This window comes from Serratia sp. 201 (assembly GCF_037027545.1).
GTDB lineage: Bacteria > Pseudomonadota > Gammaproteobacteria > Enterobacterales > Enterobacteriaceae > Serratia > Serratia bockelmannii.
Genome location: NZ_JAXCHC010000003.1, coordinates 434,229 through 454,417, shown reverse-complemented (window position 1 = coordinate 454,417; position 20,189 = coordinate 434,229). Strand labels below are relative to the sequence as shown.

General features: G+C 60.8%; 16 protein-coding genes and 1 pseudogene. 6 read left to right on the top strand and 11 right to left on the bottom strand.

Annotated features, from left to right (window positions below):
• Positions 1–109: 109 nt before the first annotated feature.
• Positions 110–1,459, top strand: a complete 1,350-nt coding sequence (locus WA302_RS17735; RefSeq protein WP_164068693.1) for an MFS transporter — start codon at positions 110–112, stop codon at positions 1,457–1,459.
• Between the two features lie 82 nt (positions 1,460–1,541).
• Here the strand turns inward: WA302_RS17735 and mscS are convergent, their stop codons facing one another.
• On the bottom strand, positions 1,542–2,408 hold the full coding sequence (mscS, locus tag WA302_RS17730) for a small-conductance mechanosensitive channel MscS (RefSeq protein ID WP_025304177.1): 867 nt from the start codon (positions 2,406–2,408) through the stop codon (positions 1,542–1,544).
• Between the two features lie 205 nt (positions 2,409–2,613).
• Between mscS and WA302_RS17725 the strand changes: the two genes are divergently transcribed.
• Complete coding sequence (locus tag WA302_RS17725) at positions 2,614–3,282, top strand: DUF1345 domain-containing protein (protein ID WP_025304178.1); 669 nt, start codon at positions 2,614–2,616, stop codon at positions 3,280–3,282.
• 55 nt (positions 3,283–3,337) lie between these two features.
• On the opposite strand, the gene fbaA is transcribed toward WA302_RS17725, so the two are convergent.
• The 8 genes and pseudogenes from fbaA to WA302_RS17685 form a co-directional block, all read right to left on the bottom strand.
• Positions 3,338–4,417: a class II fructose-bisphosphate aldolase gene (gene fbaA / locus WA302_RS17720; protein WP_025304179.1), complete on the bottom strand. Its 1,080-nt coding sequence runs from the start codon at positions 4,415–4,417 to the stop codon at positions 3,338–3,340.
• A gap of 116 nt (positions 4,418–4,533) precedes the next feature.
• Positions 4,534–5,697 (bottom strand): phosphoglycerate kinase, encoded by a 1,164-nt coding sequence (gene pgk / locus WA302_RS17715; RefSeq protein WP_025160206.1) that lies wholly within the window; start codon positions 5,695–5,697, stop codon positions 4,534–4,536.
• A 70-nt stretch (positions 5,698–5,767) separates the two neighbouring features.
• Complete coding sequence (epd, locus tag WA302_RS17710) at positions 5,768–6,784, bottom strand: erythrose-4-phosphate dehydrogenase (RefSeq protein ID WP_004931582.1); 1,017 nt, start codon at positions 6,782–6,784, stop codon at positions 5,768–5,770.
• 311 nt (positions 6,785–7,095) lie between these two features.
• Positions 7,096–7,224: pseudogene (locus WA302_RS17705) on the bottom strand (LysR family transcriptional regulator); the annotation flags it as partial.
• Positions 7,225–7,287: 63 nt separating this feature from the next.
• Positions 7,288–8,358 carry an ABC transporter ATP-binding protein gene (locus tag WA302_RS17700; RefSeq protein WP_043142690.1) on the bottom strand — a complete coding sequence of 357 codons (1,071 nt, stop codon included), beginning with the start codon at positions 8,356–8,358 and terminating at the stop codon, positions 7,288–7,290.
• Positions 8,351–10,120, bottom strand: a complete 1,770-nt coding sequence (locus WA302_RS17695) for an ABC transporter permease (protein ID WP_313244676.1) — start codon at positions 10,118–10,120, stop codon at positions 8,351–8,353. Before WA302_RS17695 ends, WA302_RS17700 begins: the two co-directional genes overlap by 8 nt.
• Before the next feature lie 78 nt (positions 10,121–10,198).
• Positions 10,199–11,287, bottom strand: coding sequence for an ABC transporter substrate-binding protein (locus tag WA302_RS17690; protein ID WP_043142713.1), 1,089 nt, complete (start codon positions 11,285–11,287; stop codon positions 10,199–10,201).
• A gap of 164 nt (positions 11,288–11,451) precedes the next feature.
• On the bottom strand, positions 11,452–12,369 hold the full coding sequence (locus tag WA302_RS17685; RefSeq protein ID WP_049296208.1) for a DMT family transporter: 918 nt from the start codon (positions 12,367–12,369) through the stop codon (positions 11,452–11,454).
• A gap of 290 nt (positions 12,370–12,659) precedes the next feature.
• Here WA302_RS17685 and WA302_RS17680 point away from each other — a divergent pair, with 290 nt between their 5' ends.
• The 3 genes from WA302_RS17680 to brnQ all read left to right on the top strand — a co-directional run bounded on the left by WA302_RS17680 (position 12,660) and on the right by brnQ (position 15,440).
• Positions 12,660–12,992 carry a tRNA-binding protein gene (locus WA302_RS17680; RefSeq protein WP_025304190.1) on the top strand — a complete coding sequence of 111 codons (333 nt, stop codon included), beginning with the start codon at positions 12,660–12,662 and terminating at the stop codon, positions 12,990–12,992.
• 30 nt (positions 12,993–13,022) lie between these two features.
• Complete coding sequence (locus WA302_RS17675; RefSeq protein WP_025304191.1) at positions 13,023–13,904, top strand: 2OG-Fe dioxygenase family protein; 882 nt, start codon at positions 13,023–13,025, stop codon at positions 13,902–13,904.
• A 213-nt stretch (positions 13,905–14,117) separates the two neighbouring features.
• Positions 14,118–15,440 carry a branched-chain amino acid transport system II carrier protein gene (gene brnQ, locus WA302_RS17670; protein ID WP_025304192.1) on the top strand — a complete coding sequence of 441 codons (1,323 nt, stop codon included), beginning with the start codon at positions 14,118–14,120 and terminating at the stop codon, positions 15,438–15,440.
• A gap of 69 nt (positions 15,441–15,509) precedes the next feature.
• Here brnQ and tkt read toward each other — a convergent pair whose 3' ends face one another.
• Complete coding sequence (gene tkt / locus WA302_RS17665) at positions 15,510–17,504, bottom strand: transketolase (protein WP_089180484.1); 1,995 nt, start codon at positions 17,502–17,504, stop codon at positions 15,510–15,512.
• Between the two features lie 238 nt (positions 17,505–17,742).
• Between tkt and WA302_RS17660 the strand changes: the two genes are divergently transcribed.
• Positions 17,743–18,495: a M48 family metallopeptidase gene (locus tag WA302_RS17660; protein ID WP_016930039.1), complete on the top strand. Its 753-nt coding sequence runs from the start codon at positions 17,743–17,745 to the stop codon at positions 18,493–18,495.
• 41 nt (positions 18,496–18,536) lie between these two features.
• Here WA302_RS17660 and WA302_RS17655 read toward each other — a convergent pair whose 3' ends face one another.
• Entirely contained in the window at positions 18,537–20,177 is a 1,641-nt protein-coding gene (locus WA302_RS17655; RefSeq protein ID WP_193402448.1) for a thiamine pyrophosphate-binding protein, read from the bottom strand.
• Between the last annotated feature and the right edge of the window lie 12 nt (positions 20,178–20,189).

Sequence of the window (20,189 nt, the reverse complement as noted above, 5' to 3'; positions counted from 1 at the left end):
TGGTGTATACTCGGATTTCTACGCGATGCCAGCCACAGCGGTTTTGGTTCAGGCCTGGCCTGAACAGCCCTCAGCCAGCCCACACCAGCCGAATAACAGTGGAATAACCATGAGCCCAAATACCGCTCGCATCAGCGAAATCATCGATCGCGCCAGGATCTCCCCCTACCAAATCCTGATCCTCACCCTGTGTTTCCTCATTGCCCTGCTGGACGGTTTCGATACCGCCATCATCGGCTATATCGCCCCGGCGCTGCGCGAAGAGTGGGATCTGCTGCCCGCTCAGCTCTCTCCCGCCTTCGGTGCGGGGCTGTTCGGCCTGCTGATCGGCAGCCTGCTGTTCGGGCCGATCGCCGACGCCTTCGGCCGCAAACGCGTGCTGCTCGTCGCGGTGCTGGTGTTTGGCGGCTGCACCCTGGCTTCGGCCTATACGCATTCGATCGAATCCCTGACCCTGCTGCGCTTCATCACCGGCATTGGCCTCGGGGGCGCAATACCAACTTGCATCACCCTCAGCTCGGAGTACTCACCGGCGCGCCGCCGCATGCTGATGGTCACCTTGAGCTGGAGCGGCTTTACCGCTGGGTTAGCCCTGGGCGGCCTGCTGGCCGGGCAGATCATCCCGACGTTCGGCTGGCGCGGCCTGCTGCTGGTCGGTGGCATCGCGCCGTTGGCGCTGCTGCCGCTGTTGGCCTGGCAGATGCCCGAATCAGTACGCTTTATGGCCGCCAGCGCCAAACATGCCGATCGGCTGCGCCGGGTGGTCGAGCGCATCACCGGCCAGCGTTGGACGGGGGTAACCATCGTCGATGACGAGCGCCCGGCGCAGGCCAGGTCGCCGATCTCGCACCTGTTTATCGAAGGGCGCGCCGTGCGCACCCTGCTGCTGTGGGCGGCATTCTTCTGTTCGCTGTTCGTGTTTTACCTGCTCACCAGCTGGTTGCCGACGATCCTCAAAGACGCCGGTTTCGATATCGCCCACGCCTCGCGCATCGGCGCGATGGTGCCGCTCGGCGGCACCCTGGGCGCCATTCTGATGGCGCTGCTGATGGATCGGGTCGGGCCCTACCGCGTGCTGGCCGTCTCCTACCTGGGTGCCGCGCTGGTGATTGGCGCCACCGGGTATCTGATGGGCGACGTCTACACGCTGGCCGCCGTCGTGTTCCTTATCGGCTTCGGCGTGGCCGGCGCGCAGAACGGCCTGAACCTGGTTTCCGCCACCCTTTACCCGACCGCAGCCCGCGTGACCGGCGTCAGTTGGGCCATGGCCAATGGCCGCTTTGGCTCGATCGTCGGCTCGATGCTCGGCGCCTGGATGATGACCGCCGCCGGCTCGACGGAGGTGTTCTTCCTCTGGCTGGCGCTGCCGGCGCTGTTGGGCGCCGCCGCCATCTTCCTGCTTTATCGCCTCAGCCTGCGCCGCCGCGTGCCGCTCACGGAGCCGGCAGCGGACATCTGACCGCCCTAAAAGAAAAGGCCGAGACGCCATCGGTAGCGTCTCGGCCTGCAGTAAAAAAAGGGGGCCAAGGCCCCCTTCTGTGTTATTCCGCCTTGGCGGAAGCGTCTTCGGTGCGATACAGGTGCACGTCCATTTGCGGGAACGGAATGCCGATGTTGTGGGCATCCAGCGCGCGCTTGAAGTTTTCCATCAGATCGAAGTACACGTTCCAGTATTCCGCATTGGTGGTCCAGGAACGGGTCACAAAGTTCAGGGAAGATGGCGCCATCTCGTTCAGACGCACGGTCACGCCTTTAGCGTGCATGATGCGCTTGTCGGCGGCGATCACATCGCCCAGCACCTTCTTCACCACGTCGATATCGGCGTTGTAGGCCACGCCTACCACGATATCCACACGGCGATTCGGCTCGCGGGAGTAGTTGATGATGTTGCCGGCGATGATTTTACCGTTCGGCACCACGATGGTTTTGTTGTCTGCGGTGCGCAGGGTGGTGGAGAAAATCTGCACCTGATCGACGGTACCGGCCACGCCGCCCAGATCGACATATTCACCCACGCGCAGCGGGCGGAAGATCACCAGCAGCACGCCGGCGGCGAAGTTAGACAGCGAGCCTTGCAGCGCCAGGCCGACGGCCAAACCAGCGGCACCCAGCACGGCGATCACCGAGGTGGTCTGCACGCCGACACGCCCCAGCACCGCGATGAAGGTGAACGCCAGCACGCCGTAGCGCACGATCGCCGACAGGAAGTCTGCCACCGTGGCGTCGATGCCGCGCAGCTTCATCACGCGGTTCAGCGCATTGCCGACCACGCGGGCCACGATCGAACCGATGATCAGGATAACGATGGCGGCGACGATATTCACCGCGTACTGGATCAACAGATCCTGGTTCTTCACCAACCAGTTGCCGGCACCGTTGATGCCGTCTACTACATTCAAATCTTTCATTCGTGTCGTCCTAACTCAGTCCCTAACGGGAGAAACTCGCAAAAATACACTGGCCTCGGCAGCCAGTAGGAAACCACCGCCTAAGGGTAACCAACATTAAAGGCTCATGCCAACCGTCAGCGTTAAAAATAGCCGAAACCGCCCGCCGCGTCTTCTATGCTGAAAACAGCGCGTTGGCTATTTCACGACTAGGGATCCGTTCTTCATGCACATTCGCTCTTCGCTCAAACACTATTGGCAAGTGCGGCCCAGGCTGCTGTTTTCCGTCGGTGCCGGGCTGTTGTGCTTTCTGCTGCTGCCCGCCCAGCTCTCGTTGCTGCAGCGCCTGATGATCGGCTGGAATACGCTGGCCTGGCTCTATCTGCTGTTTCTCTGGCGGCTGATGCTGGTCAGCACACCGCAGCACATTCGCCAGATCGCTCGGCGACAGGATGAAAGCGCCAGCACGGTGTTGGCGCTGGTCAGTTTCGGTTGTCTGGTGAGCATTCTGGCGATCCTGTTCGAATTGAGCAGCGCCAAACAGGCCAGCGACTCGCTGAAAACGCTACATCTGGCGTTAACCGGCGCAACGCTGGCAGTCTCCTGGCTGCTGCTGCCGACCGCCTTCACCATGCACTATGCCCATCAGTTTTACCGTCAGGGCGCACAGCAGGATCCCTTGCCGCTGCTGTTTCCCGGCAATCTCACCGAGCCGACCTATCTGGACTTCGCCTACTTCTCCTTCACCATCGCGGTCGCGTCGCAAACGGCCGACGTGGCGGTCGGCGCCGCGGAGGTGCGTAAAATCGCGCTCGTGCAGTCGGTTATTTCGTTCGTGTTCAACATGCTGATCCTGGGCCTGTCGATCAACGTCGGTGCCGGCCTGCTGGGCTGAAAACGAAAAAGGCTCCCCGCAGGGAGCCTTATGCACGTGCAACAGGTGCCGAAGATTACAGAACGTCTACCGCGTTCAGATCTTTGAAAGCCTGCTCCAGACGCGTCACCATGCTGGTCTGCGCTGCGCGCAGCCATACGCGTGGATCATAGTATTTCTTGTTCGGCTGATCGGCGCCTTTCGGGTTGCCCAGCTGGCCCTGCAGGTAAGCTTCGTTCGCTTTGTAGTACTGCAGGATGCCATCCCAGGTCGCCCATTGGGTGTCGGTGTCGATGTTCATTTTGATCACGCCGTAACCCACAGACTCTTTGATCTCTGCGTCGGTAGAACCGGAACCGCCGTGGAACACGAAGTTCAGGCTGTTGTGCGGCAGGTTGAATTTCTTGGACACGTAGTCCTGAGAATCACGCAGAATGGTCGGAGTCAGCTTGACGTTGCCTGGCTTGTACACGCCGTGCACGTTACCGAAGGAGGCTGCGATGGTGAAGCGCGGGCTGATGGCGTTCAGTTTTTCGTACGCGTAAGCCACGTCTTCCGGCTGGGTGTACAGTGCGGAAGCATCCATATGGCTGTTGTCCACGCCATCTTCTTCACCGCCGGTGCAGCCCAGTTCGATTTCCAGCGTCATGCCGATTTTGGCCATGCGCTTCAGGTAGGCGCTGCAGATCTCGATGTTTTCTTCCAGAGATTCTTCAGACAGATCGATCATGTGGGAAGAGAACAGCGGTTTGCCGGTAGCGGCGAAGTGCTTCTCGCCGGCGTCCAGCAGGCCGTCCAGCCATGGCAGCAGTTTCTTCGCGCAGTGGTCGGTGTGCAGGATCACCGGCACGCCGTAGTGTTCAGCCATCTGGTGAACGTGGTGTGCGCCAGAGATAGCGCCCAGAATCGCTGCACCCTGAGGCACATCGGTCTTCACGCCTTTGCCGGCGATGAACGCGGCGCCGCCGTTGGAGAACTGAACGATAACCGGCGCGCGCACTTTAGCCGCGGCTTCCAGCACTGCGTTGATGGAGTCGGTACCCACGCAGTTTACCGCTGGCAGCGCAAAGTTGTTCTCTTTAGCAACTGCGAAGACTTTCTGAACGTCATCACCCGTGATGACACCCGGTTTTACGAAATCAAAAATTTTAGACATGTTACTTTGTCCTGTTTCGTCGGCCGTAGATGGATGTAAATCGATGTTTTCACGCCGCGCAGCGTGAGCCGCGCGGTATAAAACAAACGGGCGGCTTTCGCCTCCCGTTGTCTGAATTACTGCTTAGCGCGCTCTTCCAGCATCACGACTGCAGGCAGCGGTTTCCCTTCAACGAATTCCAGGAATGCGCCACCGCCGGTGGAGATGTAGGAAATTTTGTCAGCGATACCGAACAGATCGATGGCTGCCAGAGTGTCGCCGCCGCCAGCGATAGAGAAAGCGTCGCTATCGGCGATCGCGCGGGCGACAATTTCGGTGCCCTTACGGAAGTTAGGGAACTCGAATACGCCAACCGGGCCATTCCACAGAATGGTCTTGGCGTTCTTCAGGATAACGGCCAGACGCTCGGCAGAGACGTCGCCCATATCCAGAATTTGCTCGTTGTCCTGGATCTCGTTGGCCTGCTTCACGGTCGCGGTCGCGGTTTCAGAGAACTCGGTCGCCACGCGCACGTCGGTCGGAACCGGGATGTCGCAGGTTTCCAGCAGTTTCTGCGCGTTCGGGATCAGATCCGGTTCGTACAGGGACTGGCCCACGTTGTTGCCCTGCGCCGCCACGAAGGTGTTGGCGATGCCGCCGCCGACGATCAGCTGATCGGCGATTTTGGACAGGGAATCCAGCACGGTCAGTTTGGTGGAGACTTTAGAGCCGCCCACGATGGCGACCATCGGACGGGCCGGGTTGCCCAAGGCCTTGCCCAGCGCTTCCAGCTCGGCGGACAGCAGCGGGCCGGCACAGGCGACAGGCGCGAACTTGCCCACGCCGTGGGTGGAGGCCTGCGCGCGGTGCGCGGTGCCGAACGCGTCCATCACGTACACGTCGCACAGCGCCGCGTATTTCTTGGACAGGGTTTCGTCGTCTTTCTTCTCGCCCTTGTTGAAGCGGACGTTTTCCAGCACCACCAGTTCGCCTTCGGCGACGTCGACGCCATCCAGATAATCCTTCGCCAGACGCACTGGGGATTTCAGATGATCTTTCAGGTAGTTGACCACAGGCAGCAGGGAGAATTCTTCGTTGTACTCGCCTTCGGTAGGACGACCCAGGTGGGAGGTTACCATCACGCGGGCGCCTTGCTTCAGCGCAGCTTCGATAGTCGGCAGGGAAGCGCGGATACGCGCGTCGGAAGTCACTTTACCGTCTTTTACCGGCACGTTCAGATCGGAGCGGATCAGTACGCGTTTACCCGCCAGATCCAGATCGGTCATCTTAATTACAGACATGGTGAACCCTCTTTATTGAATCTCTATAAAATTGCCTAAGCAGCGCGCCCATCACGCCGGCGCCGCCGTACTAGAAACCGCTGGCGGCCATTGCCCGTGTTGTATCCAACATCCGATTGGCAAAGCCCCATTCATTGTCGCACCAGACCAAGGTCTTTATCAGGTGCTGCCCGCTGACCCGGGTCTGCGTACCGTCGACGATAGCGCTGTGCGGGTCATGGTTAAAATCAATCGAGACCAATGGTAATTCCGTGTAGTCAACTATACCACGAAATGATTCCCGTGCGGCCTTTTGCAACAGCTGGTTGACCTCCGCCACCTTCACCGCGGCGCTCACGCTGACGCTAAGATCGATAGCCGTCACGTTGATGGTCGGCACGCGCACCGAGATAGCCTCGAAGCGATCGCAAAACTGCGGGAAGATGCGGGTGATGCCCGCGGCCAGCTTGGTATCGACCGGAATGATCGACTGGCTCGCCGCGCGGGTGCGCCGCAAATCCGCGTGATACGCGTCGATCACCGGCTGATCGTTCATCGCCGAGTGAATGGTGGTCACGGTGCCGGACTCGATGCTGTAGGCGTCGTCCAGCAGCTTGATCACCGGAATAATGCAGTTGGTGGTGCACGAGGCGTTGGACACGATGCGGTGTTCCGCCAGCAGCGTCTGATGGTTGACGCCAAACACGATGGTGGCGTCCAGATCGTTGCCGCCCGGATGGGCGAACAGCACTTTCTTCGCCCCCGCCGCCAGATGGGCTTCGCCATCCGCCCGGCTGCCGTACACGCCGCTGCAGTCCAGCACCACGTCGACGCCCAGCTCGCCCCAGGGCAACTGCTCCACCGCCGGCTGATGCAACAGGCGAATCGCGTCGTCTCCGACGCTCAGCGTGTCGCACTCTTGCCGCACATCCCACGCAAAGCGGCCGTGGCTGGAATCGTACTTCAGCAGATGGGCCATGCCTTCGGCGTTCGCCAGCTCGTTGATCGCCACCACGGAGATTTCCGCCCGTCGTCCCGATTCGTACAGTGCGCGCAATACGCTGCGGCCGATGCGGCCAAAGCCGTTTATCGCTATGCGGATGGTCATGCTGCTCCTGAAAAAGGGCCGTCCACGCCGGGTGACTCACCGGCGCCGCCCGGCGCTGACTGGTTGTCTCACTAACCCGCATAGAGTAGTGGATCGTACCGCCCGCTGTGAATCGCCGAGTTTGCATTATTCCCGCGCTTCAGCGGTTTTTCACCGCCGTCACATCGGCATTTCTGTTGAAGAGTGCTTCAACTGAAACGCTTCAGCTGAGCATAAACCAAAGTTTTGGCAAAAGGAACAGGTGCGACAGTTCCTCAGGTAACGGACGGGAGTTTTACGAGCATAAGATGATCTGGCGCACATTTTTGGCCTCAAGACCGCGACGAATTTTCGCTCGCCGGCCCCGTTTCGCCGTAGTGCTCACGAAAATAGTCGCGCAAAAATTCGACCGTCACCCGCACTTTCGCCGACGTTGCCAGCCGGGAAACGTACACCGCCCAGAAAAGATCGCTGCTAGCGGTTTAACTCTGTAAACGGAGCGCCCGCATCGGCGGGCGTCCTGGTTAAGCTTTCGGGAATATCCACAAATGCTCGGCCGGCAGGGAGAGCCGGCACAGCGTTTGATCGCGCGCCTCGTGGCCATAGGCACGCACCACGAAATCTTCGGCCACGGTGCGGAACAGGTATTCCCAGCGATCGCCGAGATACATGCTGGTCAGCAACGGCAGCTCAAGCTGGTTGCCCTGCGGATCTTCGCCCAACCGCACGCGCTCGACGCGGATCACCGCCGTGCCCTCCTGCCCGACCTGCACGCCTTCGCCCGCTTTGCCCCACAGCGCCCAATCCTTACCTTCGATGCGCGCCCGATCGCCTTCCAGCGCGACGACCTTGCCCGGCAACCGGTTGTTGCTGCCCATGAACTCGGCGGTGAACAGCGTGGTGGGCGAGCCGTACATCTCCTGCGGCGTGCCCTGCTGTTCGATTTTGCCGTTATTGAGCAGCAGGATGCGATCGGAAATGGCCATCGCCTCGTTCTGATCGTGAGTCACCATCAGTGCCGACAGACCGAGCTTGATGATCAACTCGCGCAGGAATACCCGCGCCTCTTCGCGCAGCTTGGCGTCAAGGTTGGACAGCGGCTCATCCAGCAGGATCACCGGCGGGTTGTAGACCAGCGCGCGCCCGATCGCCACGCGCTGCTGCTGGCCGCCGGAGAGCTGGTGCGGATGGCGTTTGGCCAAATGCCCCAGCCCGAGTTGATCCAGCACCGCCTGCACCCGCTGGGCGATTTCCGCCGAGGCAGTCTTACGCAGTTTCAGCGGGTAAGCGACGTTCTCAAACACCGTTTTATGCGGCCACAGGGCGTAGGACTGAAACACCAGCCCCAGATTGCGCTCTTCGGCGGGAATTTCACTGCGTGCGCTGCCGTTGTACACCGCGCTGTTGCCGATGACGATCCGGCCCTGGCTCGGTTTCTCCAGCCCGGCTACCGCCCGCAGCAGCGTGGTTTTGCCGCTGCCCGACGGGCCCAGCAGCGAGACCACTTCGCCCCGTTTCAGATCCATCGACACCCCTTTCAACACCGGGTTGTCGCCATAGGTCAAATGCAGATTCTCTACCGAAAGTTCAATCATGTAATTTCACTCCAAAGCGCAAGGCGATCCCCAGCCCCAACACCACCAGCAGGATATTGATGAACGACAGCGCGGCGACGATATCGATAGCGCCCGCGGCCCACAGGGAAACCAGCATCGAGCCGATGGTTTCTGTGCCCGGAGACAGCAGATACACCCCGGTGGAATATTCGCGTTCAAAGATCAGGAACATCAGCAACCAGGAGCCGATCAGGCCGTAGCGCGACAGCGGAATGGTGACGTGGCGGGTGATCTGACCGCGGCTGGCGCCGGCGCTGCGCGCCGCCTCCTCCAGCTCCGGTCCCACCTGCAGCAGCGTAGAAGAGATCAGCCGCAGGCCGTAAGCCATCCACACTACGGTGTACGCCAGCCAGACGCTGAAGATGGTGCTGCGCAGCGAACGCAGCCAGACGATCACGTTCTCGCGCAGCCACTCGGCCATCGGCAGCACTGACAGCCAGCCTTCCTTAAGCGATTTGTCCAACCACATCGGCAGGAACAGAAACACCCACAGGAACGCCAGGCCGGCCAACAGCCCCGGCACCGCGCGCGGCACCAGCACGCTGTAGTCGAGGAAGCGCGTGGCGCCATCCGGCTTGCGGTGCATGGCAATGCCGATAAACAGATAGCACGCCACCGCCAGCGCCCCGCCGATCACCCCGATCGCCATCGAGTTGACGATGGCGCGCAGCAGGTTGGGTTGCGCCCAGATGGTGCGGAAGGTGTTGATCGACAGTTCGTCCCAGACAGACACGCCCACGCCCCAGTTGGAGATAAAGGCGCGCAGCACTACGCCGATCAGCGGCACGCCGATGGTCACGGTCAGCCAGAACATCACCACCGCGCCGGCCACCCAGCGCCATTTGCCCAGCGGCAGCGCGCGCGCCTGCGAGGCTTTGCCCTTGACGGTGACGAAACGGTTGGCGGTACGCATCAGACTGCGCTGCAGCATCACCAATGGAATGGTGATGCAGATCAGCACCACCGCTACCGCCGCCATCAGGTGGTAAGAAGGCGTACCCAGCTTGTTGGTCAACTGATACAGGTAGGTCGCCAGCACCAGGTTGCCTTCCGGATCGCCCAGCACCAGCATCAGGCCGAACACCTCCAGCCCGAGGAAGAACAGCAGCACCCCGGCGTACAAGATAGACGGCCGCACCATCGGCAGGCTGACGGCGGTCATCACCTGCAGCGGCGTAGCGCCGGCGGTGCGCGCCGCTTCTTCAACGTCGGAGCCCACGCTGCGCAGCGCCGAGGAGATGTACAGATACGCGTGGGGCACGTGCGTCAACCCGGCTATCACCACGATGCTGGCCATCGAATAGATGTTCCACGGCACGAAACCCAGCAACGCTTCCGCCCACAGCGAGAAGAAGCCGACCGGCCCCGCCGCCACCACGTAACCGAAACCCAGCACCATCGGCGACACGAAGATCGGTACCAGAATCAGCGGTTCGATGATCCGCCGCCCCGGCAGATCGGTGCGCACCATCAGGAAGGCCAAAATGCCGCCGAGCGGGATGGCGATAATCACCAGGCCGAATGCCAGAATAAAGCCGCTTTTCAGCGCCTTGTAGAAATCCGGATCGGTAAAGATGAACTCGAAGGCCTCCAGGCTGAAGACCTTGGAGGGAGAGAAAAACGGAGCCGAGAGGAAGCTTTGAATGATGATAAACGACAGGGGGACATAGATAACCAGCGCGGTTATCAACACCACCAGGCCGCGCGGCAGGCTCTGCCACTTTCTGCGCCATGCTTGCATAAATGCTCCCTATGGTTGTAAACGACGACCAAAGGGCGCGCGCCCGTGCGGCAGGCGCGCGTCCGAATGCAGTCCCTGTTATTTCGCCGCGGCGGCGCGCCATTGTTTGATGTAGTCGAGACGTTTGGCCGGCTGCAGATATTCCAGCAGGCTGTCATCGACCGGGATCGGCTTGAGCGCGTTACCCAACAGCTTGGTCATGCCATCGATGTCGTTCTTGCCTTCGATGTCGTTGCGGATCGAGGGGATATCCGCCTGATTGGCGAGAATATTTTGCCCTTTCTCCGACAGCACGTAGTCGAACCACAGCTTGGCGGCATTAGGGTTGCCGGCCTCTTTGCTGATGAAGCTCACGCGCGACAGCACCAGGGTATAGTCTTTCGGATAGACGATGCCGAGCGACGGATCGCTCTTGGCGCGGGCCTCGGCGTATGAACCGAGGATATTGAAGCCGATCAGGTTTTCACCGGAGGAGACGCGCTCCATCATGGTGCCGGTGGAAGATTGCACCGCCAGCCCGCCCTTGGCCACGTCGGCCAGCGTTTTGAAGTAGTTAGGATCGGCCTTGAAGTCCTGCACCGACAGCATGAAGCCGACGCCGGATTTTTCGATGTCGTAGGTGGTGACTTTCTTCTTGAATTTGTCCGTCTGACCGGCGATCAGTTTAGCCAGCGCCGCGTGTGAATCCGGCACATCGCCCTGCGGGATCAGCCGTTTGTTATAGATAAACACCACCGGCTCATAGGTGGTGCCATACACTTTATCTTGCCATACCGCCCATTTTGGCAACTGAGCCCGCTCCGGAGAGGCATACTCCTGCGCGTAATCGCCCGCCAGTTTCAAAATGGTGTCCATCGACGAACTCCACACCAGGTCGCCGCTGGTGCCGCCGGCCGCCTGCTCGCTGATAAAGCGGTTATACAGTTCGGTGCTGTTCATGTCGTTGTATTCGACCTTGATGCCCGGATACAACGCCTCGAACCCCTGGATCAGCGGCGCCGCCGCCTTGGTGTCGGTGGTTGAATAAATCACCACCTTGCCTTCTTTCTTCGCGCCGTCGACCAGTTTCTGATAGTCGGCGGGGTAGCCCGCCGGGAAGGCCGCATAGGCGGAAACGGAGCCCAGTAAGGTGATAGCAGCTACGGTCGCGCTGATTTTTTTCATCATCATCCATCCCCTGATCACATTTAATAAACCAAAAATTAACATACAGTTAATATTTATGACGAGGCAACGGCGTTGCTTGTTATCTTTCGGTTTTGTGAGGTTGGACGTTTTTCAGCCAATAAAAAGCCCGGCAGCGCGGGCTTTACAGCACTTCCTATCGCAGACTATTCGGCCAGGTGAGAGCGCCGCCGCAGGCGAATTCGCTGTACGATGGCAACCCCCAGCAGCGTCAGAACAAATCCCGCCAGCTGCACCAGCGACAACGCCTCACCAAACAGCGCGTAAGCCTGCAGCGCCGCCGCCGGCGGCACCAGCAGCATCAGCGCGGTAATGCGAGTCAAATCGCCGTGGCGCACCATCCAAATGAACAGCGCGGTGCCGCCCAGCGACAACACGCCGGCCGACCACAGCAGCGAGAACCACAGCGTTGGCGAATTGTCCCAGGCGCCTGAGCCCATTACGGCCGCCAGTACGCCGGTCACGATCGCCGCGCCGAGGTGCTGAATGGCGCCTGCCGCCCGCAGATCGGCCGCTGCCAGCGAAGACTTCTGCACCATGATGCCTATCGTCAGCGCAACGATGCTGCCAAACCCCATCAGGATCGGCAGCAGCGCCATATTGCCGACGTCGATGCCGGTCAGCCGCGGGGAGAGCACCAGCGCAACGCCGATAAAACCGACCGCCAGCCCGGCCCAGGAACGTAACCCGATCGGCTTACGCAGCACCAGCGCGAAAATCAGCGCGGTAAACAGCGGCTGCAATCCGCCGATCAGCGACATCACTCCGGCCGCCAGGCCGTTCGCCACCGCCCACCAGCTTGCGGCAAGGTAAACACCGTTCATCAACATGCCGGTCAGCAGGTGCATTACGAACTGTCGCCCCTTGGGCCAGGCGCAATGCAGCGCCAGCAGAGCGAATACTACCGCGGCGATCAAAAAGCGAAAGGTCAGGAAAAGGTTGGGATCGGCATGATCCGCCACCGCCCGCGCGGCAATAAAACCGGTCGACCAAATTAATATCAGGAAAAACGGCGCAATAAATGCCTTTCGCCGATCGCGTTTTTCGCGCTGGGTTATTTCCATATCACTACCTAAAAAATGCCGTTGATGAATTAATGCAGAGCATACTAACCAATTTAACACGGGCTTAACAGTATCGACGCTGGCACCAAGCAGGCGTGGTGAACATAATTGCGGGAAATAATGAAGTTTCAATTTTATATAATTCACCAAGCTTATAATTAATTCCACCACGTTACGATAATGTAAATTAATTGCTACATCCGGTATAACTATTCCCCTCCTGGCGGCATTGTCGGAATAATTCCCCTTTGCTAGCCTTCCTGAAGCCACTTAATTAACTGGACTGACTCATGGCCGAAATCACTGATTTTATGAAACTGGATATGCGTATTGGCGAAATTATTTCCGTGGAATATAACGACAAGGCATTAAAACCCGCCTATAAGCTGCGCATTGATTTCGGCGAAGAAATTGGCATTAAAAACAGCTCGGCGCAATTATGCGAAAACTATCAGGAAGATGATCTGCTTGGAAAAAAAGTCATCTCCGTCGTTAATTTCCCCGCCAGGCGGGTTGCCGGATTTAAATCTGAAGTGCTGGTACTTGCCGCGGTCACCCGGGATCAAGGCACTGTCTTGCTGAAACCCGATGTCGACGTGGAGATCGGCAGCAAGATTTTATAATCGCCACATCATTCGTGAGGCCACCGAGAAATGCGACAGTTATCCCTGCTTGATGAAGTTAAGAAGGCGTACCAGGAACACCGTTCAGCCTTTATCCCCGGCGCCACCATGCAAGCGATCCTGCTGGCGCTGGGCGCGCGGCCGGAAGATTTCGCCAGGCTGCAGCAGGTCAGCGCCAATCTGGCGGACGATCCCACACTGCCTTTCCGCAAGTCCAGAAACGGCCGCTTCTGTTTCGACTTCGATCGCGCCCAGATTGAGCGGCTGGAGTTCCAGCCTTTCGTGCTCTCGGTCGAGGAAGACTTCATCCGCTACGATTCGGGAAAGGTGCGCCATTTCCGCGGCATCAACGACGATCTGCAGTTGAATACGGCATTTCAGGCACTGATGAAATTCAAAGCCTACGTGATCGATGGCGTGAGCGTGACGCCGCGCCCCCGGCTTAATCAGGAAATCAACAAATTCGTCTGCACGGTGTTCAACCTGCGCACCGTCACCACGCCGCAGATGTTGGGCGAACCGGCGCTGGAAGGCGTACACAGCGACGGCGTCGACCACACCATGACGACCTTCCTCGGCTGCGACAACATGACCGACGACAGCGCCAAGACCTTTATTCACGATATGCGCGAAACCAGCGGGATCAAATTCGATCGCGCCCGGCCGGAATGGATTTTGGGCGAAATACAGCATCGGCATTTCCTCGATACCCTGCTGATTGTCGACCATGAGCGCAAACACAGCCTCTCACCGGTGGAAGCGCAGGACAAACGCCGGCATTCGACCCGTGATATGCTGATCTTTTTCACCCGTAAACCGGTCGAAGACGGCCACGTCTCCTTCGCGTATGACTCTTTTAAACCGCATATCGAAATCCCGCTGTCGATAGACATGGTGGCGCGCGCGAGCTAACGCGCTGCCGGGCCGGCCGCCAGGATCCCTCTGTGCGGCCGGTTCACTCCGGGGTAAACAGCGCTGGATTAATCAGGTTTTTGTCGCCGAATTATTATATCCTGCCGGACGAAAATTTTTGCGGGCTTACGCTGCCCCACGCGCCTCCTCCTGCAGTGCTTCATTCCGCAGCCAGGCCGTTTATTTCATGAATACAGGCAGTGCCATACCGTTATGACCAAGAGTTTATCCCCGAAAGACATTATCGCCCTGGGCTTTATGACCTTCGCCCTATTTGTCGGCGCCGGCAACATCATTTTCCCACCGCTGGTGGGGCTGCAGTCCGGTGAGCATCTGTGGCCGGCCGCCCTCGGTTTTATGGTGACCGCCGTCGCCCTGCCGGTGATTGCCGTGATCGCGCTGGCGCGCGTCGGCGGCAGCATCAGCCTGCTGACTGGCCCCATCGGCCGCACAGCCGGCCTGCTGTTGGCGACCGTCTGCTATCTGGCGCTCGGCCCACTGTTCGCCACCCCGCGAACCGCCAATGTTTCTTTCGCCCTCGGCATCGCGCCCTTCACCGGCGACGGCGCCCTGCCGCAGTTCATCTACAGCCTGCTGTTCTTTACCCTGGCGATGGTCGTGTCGCTGTATCCCGGCCGCTTGCTCGACAACGTCGGCCATATTCTGGCGCCGCTGAAAATTCTGGCGCTGGCCGCGCTCGGCATCGCCGCCCTGGTCTGGCCCGCCGGTGCGCCGGTCTCCGCCGTCGGCAGCTATCAGGCCGCGGCGTTTTCCACCGGCTTCGTTCAGGGTTATCAAACCATGGACACGCTGTCGGCGTTGATGTTCGGCTCGATTATCGTCACCGCCGCCCGCTCGCGCGGCGTCAGCGACAGCGGCCTGCTGCTGCGCTACACCCTCTGGGCCAGCCTGATCGCCGGCGTCGGCCTGACTCTGGTCTATATCTGCATGTTCAAGCTCGGCGCCGGCAGCGGCAGCCTGGTCGGGAACGATGCTCAGGATGGCGCGGCAATCCTGCACGCCTATGTGCAGCACACCTTCGGCGATCTGGGCAGCGTCTTTATGGCGGTGCTGATGTTCATCGCTTGCCTGGTGACGGCGGTCGGCATGACCTGTGCCTGCGCGGACTTCTTCTCCCGCTACCTGCCGCTCTCTTACCGCACGCTGGTGGTTATCCTCGCCCTCTTCGCCATGCTGGTTTCCAACATGGGGCTGGCCAATCTGATCCGCGTCTCGCTGCCGGTGCTGACGGCGATCTACCCGCCCTGCATCGCGCTGGTATTGCTCAGCTTCAGCCAGAACCGCTGGCGCAGCGCCAAGCGCGTCTTCGCGCCGGTGATCGCTACCAGCCTGGTGTTTGGCCTCGCCGACGGCCTGAAAGCCTCCAGCTTCAGCAGCCTGCTGCCCGTCTGGTTCGATAAGCTGCCGCTGGCCGAACAGGGTCTGGTCTGGCTGCAGCCTACGCTGCTGGTGCTGTTGCTGGCGGCGGCTTACGACCGGTTGCGCAGCGCCGAAAGCATCAAGACCGCGTCGTAAACGCGGTTTCCGCCCATAAAAAAAGCCGGTCATGATGACCGGCTTTTGTATCGGCTTGCGCCCGGCGGCTTACTTCAGCAGCGCTTGCGCCTTGGCCACCACGTTGTCCACGGTGAAGCCGAACTCGGCGAACAGCTGCTCCGCCGGCGCCGACTCACCGAAGGTGGTCATGCCCACGATGGCGCCGTTCAGGCCCACGTACTTGTACCAGTAGTCCGCGATACCCGCTTCCACCGCCACGCGCGCCGTCACCGCCGCCGGCAGCACCGACTCGCGGTACGCCGCATCCTGCTTGTCGAACGCGTCGGTCGACGGCATCGACACCACGCGCACCTTGCGGCCCGCTGCGGTCAGCGTGTCCGCCGCTTCCACCGTGATACCCACTTCGGAGCCGGTGGCAATCAGGATGACGTCCGGCGTGCCCGCGCAGTCTTTCAGCACGTAGCCGCCGCGGTACACGTTCGCCAGCTGCTCTGCGCTGCGCGGCTGCTGGGTCAGGTTCTGGCGCGAGAACACCAGCGTGGTCGGGCCGTCGTTGCGCTCGATACCGTACTGCCACGCCACCGCCGATTCCACCTGGTCACACGGGCGCCAGGTGCTCATGTTCGGGGTCACGCGCAGGCTCGCCAGCTGCTCCACCGGCTGGTGGGTCGGGCCATCTTCGCCCAGACCGATGGAGTCGTGGGTGTAGACGAACACGTTGCGCAGCTTCATCAGTGCCGCCATGCGCACCGCGTTGCGGGCGTATTCCACGAACATCAGGAAGGTCGCCGAGTACGGCAGGAAGCCGCCGTGCAGCGCGATGCCGTTGGTGATGGCGGTCATGCCGAACTCGCGCACGCCGTAATGAATGTAGTTGCCCGCCGGGTCAACGTTCAGCGCTTTCGAGCCGGACCACATCGTCAGGTTGCTCGGCGCCAGGTCGGCAGAGCCGCCCAGGAACTCCGGCAGCACCTTGCCGAACGCTTCCAGCGCGTTCTGCGACGCCTTGCGGCTGGCGATGTTGGCCGGGTTGGCCTGCAGTTTTTCCACGAACGCCTTGGCGTCGGCTTTCCAGTCCGCCGGCAGCTCGCCGTTCATGCGGCGCTTGAACTCGGCAGCCAGTTCCGGGAAGGCCTTGGCGTAGGCGGCGAACTTGTCGTTCCAGGCCGCTTCCTTGGCCTGACCGGCTTCTTTGGCGTCCCACTGGGCGTAGATGTCCTGCGGGATTTCAAAGGCGGCGTATTTCCAGCCCAGTGCTTCGCGGGTGGCGGCCACTTCGGCGGCGCCCAGCGCGGCACCGTGCACGTCATGGGTGCCGGCCTTGTTCGGCGAACCGAAGCCGATAACGGTCTTGCACATCAGCAGCGACGGCTTGTCGGTCACCTTGCGGGCTTCTTCAATCGCGGCCTTGATGGCGTCCGGGTTGTGGCCGTCGACGTTGCGCACCACGTGCCAGCCGTAGGCTTCGAAACGCAGGGCGGTGTCGTCGGTGAACCAGCCGTCGACGTGGCCGTCGATGGAGATGCCGTTGTCATCGTAGAAGGCGGTCAGCTTGCCGAGCTTGAGGGTGCCGGCCAGGGAGCAGACTTCGTGCGAGATACCTTCCATCATGCAGCCGTCGCCCATGAAGGCGTAGGTGTGGTGGTCGACGATGTCGTGGCCAGGGCGGTTGAACTGCGCCGCCAGGGTGCGTTCGGCGATGGCGAAGCCGACGGCGTTGGCGATACCCTGGCCCAGCGGGCCGGTGGTGGTCTCAACGCCTGGGGTGTAGCCGTACTCCGGGTGCCCCGGGGTTTTGGAATGCAGCTGACGGAAGTTCTCCAGCTCGCGCATCGGCAGGTCGTAGCCGGTGAGGTGCAGGAGGCTGTAAATCAACATGGAGCCGTGGCCGTTGGAGAGCACGAAACGGTCGCGGTCAGCCCAGTGCGGGTTAGTCGGGTTGTGGTTGAGGTAGTCACGCCACAGGACTTCGGCGATGTCCGCCATGCCCATAGGGGCCCCCGGGTGGCCGGAATTTGCTTTTTGTACGGCGTCCATGCTGAGTGCGCGGATGGCGTTGGCAAGCTCTTTACGAGAGGACATGTTTTACTCCAGGTCGGATAAAAAAAGCAGTCAAGTTCCCTATTTTCTCAGACTCCACATCACAACGGCAATCCCTAATGCCAAATGAGAGCGAGTTCACCACTTATTAGCACGATTGGACGCTTTTTCGGAATAACACTATTCTCGCCTTAGCTGGCGTACACTAGGCTCTTGCGACAAGATTTCCTCAAAGCAAAATGACTCTTTTACCTTGTTACCTTCACAGGAAGATAGCGTTATGAAGATCCGTACCTCTTTGATTGCGTTGGGCATTGCCACCTTGGCAACCGGCTGTCAAAACCTGAATACCGAAACCTTGATGCAGTCCGGCGCGCAGGCGTTCCAGGCGGCGACCTTGAGCAACGACGACGTTAAGGCCCTGAGTGATAAATCCTGCGCCGAGATGGACAGCAAGGCACAAATCGCGCCGGCCGGCAGCACCTACGCCAAGCGTCTCAACAAAATCGCTGCGGCGCTGGGCGACAACATCAACGGCACCCCGGCCAACTATAAGGTTTACGTGACCAAAGACGTCAACGCCTGGGCGATGGCCAACGGCTGTATCCGCGTCTACAGCGGCCTGATGGACATGATGAACGACAACGAAGTGGAAGGCGTGCTGGGCCACGAAATGGGCCACGTGGCCCTGGGCCACACCCGTAAAGCGATGCAGGTGGCTTACGGCACCGTGGCGCTGCGCACCGCGGCGTCCTCCGCCGGCGGCGTCATCGGCTCGCTGTCGCAGTCGCAGCTGGCGGACATCGGCGAGAAACTGGTCAGCGCCCAGTTCTCGCAGAAGCAGGAAAGCGAAGCGGATGATTACTCGTTCGATCTGCTGAAAAAGCGCGGCATCGATCCGAACGGCCTGGCCACCAGCTTCGAAAAATTGGCCCAAATGGAAGCCGGCCGTCAGAGCAGCATGTTCGACGATCACCCGTCTTCCCAAGCGCGCGCGCAGCACATTCGCGATCGCATCGCGGCAGAGAAGTAACAACGAGAACGCCCGGCAACCGCCGGGCGTTTTTTATCGTCTCAATACAGGGTTTTCTGCGGCGGCCCGGCGAAGGTCAGCGGCCCGACCTGCTTCATGTCCACCTCGACCACCGACGGCCCCGGGTAGTTGATCGCCTCGGCCAATACGCCGTTGAACTGCGCCGCCGCCTCGACCTTCCAGGCTTTCAGCCCCATCGCTTCGGCTATTTGAGTAAAGGCCGGCGTATGCAGCTCGTTGTAATACTGGCGCCCGGCGAAATACTTGTCCTGAATGCCGCGCATCACGCCATAACCGCCGTCGTTCATGATCAGCAGGGTGATGTTCACCTGTTCCTGCGCCATGGTCGCCAGTTCCCCCAGGCCCAGCGCCAAACCGCCATCGCCCACCAGCCCCACCACCTTGCGCTGCGGGTTGGCGATCGCGGTGCCGATCGCCATCGGCAGCCCCATGCCGATAGCACCGGCCAGCGAGTGAATGTTGCACAGCGGCGAGATCGCGCGGAACAAACGGCTGCCCCAGACGCTGCCGGAAACGGTGATATCGCGCACCAGCAATCCGTCCTGCGGCAACGCGGCGTCGATGGCGTCGTTGAGTTTGGCGTATTCGCCGGACTGTTGACGCAACGCGCTCTCCGCCTGCTGCACCGCCCCCGCGATCTCGGCATCCCACTCGGCGTTAACCTTCTCGCCGGGGGCCAGTCGCGCCGCCAGCGCGGCCAGCAACGCCGCACAGTCGCCGTTGATCTGCTCATCGGCCAGATAGTTGCGGTTGGCCGCCGCCGGATCGATGTCAATCTGCACCAGCGGGCGCGGCAGCGGCAGCGTCCAGGTGCGGGTTTCATTGCTGCGCAGCCGTGAACCGGCCACCAGCGTCAGGTCGCACTGCGTCAGGATCGCCTCGATGCTCGGCGAGTTGTGGAACGCCCGCAGGCTGCGCGGATGGCTGTCCGGTAGAATGCCGCGCCCGTGGGTGCTGGAGATCACCGCCACGCCGGCGTCCGCCAGCTTGCGCACCGCGTCGCCGCAGGCCAAGGCGCCACCGCCTAACCACAGCAGCGGACGCTTGGCCTGTTTCAGCCGCTGATGCAGCCGCTCCACCGCCGCATCGTCCGCCTTCGGCAGCGGCGCCGGCGCCAACGCTTCGGTCAGCACCGAACGGGAAACCAGGCTGCTTTGAATATCGATCGGGATCTCGACCGCCACCGGGCCACAGGGCACGGTTTGCGCATCCAGGATCGCCCGCTGGATCACCGCCACCGCCTGCTCCGGCGAATTGACCCGGTAAGCGCGCTTGGAGCAGGCGCGCAGGAAGCCGAGCTGATCGCGGGTTTCATGAATAAAACCGGCGTCGGCGTCCAGATAGGCTTTTTCCACCTGGCCGGTGATATGCAGCAGCGGCGTGTTGGCGTTGAGCGCCTCAATCATCGCCCCCACCGCGTTGCCCGCGCCGGCGCCGGTGCTGGTCAACGCCACGCCCAGGCCGGAGAAGCGCCCGTGCGCGTCGGCCATGGTGACCGCGCCCGCTTCGCCGCGCGCCGGCACGAAGCGAATTTTATCGCGCTGCCCCACCGCATCGGCGATCGGCAGATTATGAATCGAAATGATGCCGTACATCGCCGACACCGCGTACTGTTCCAGAGTCCGGGCTATCGCCTCGCCAACCGTGATTTTATCGCTCATCATCTGCCTTCT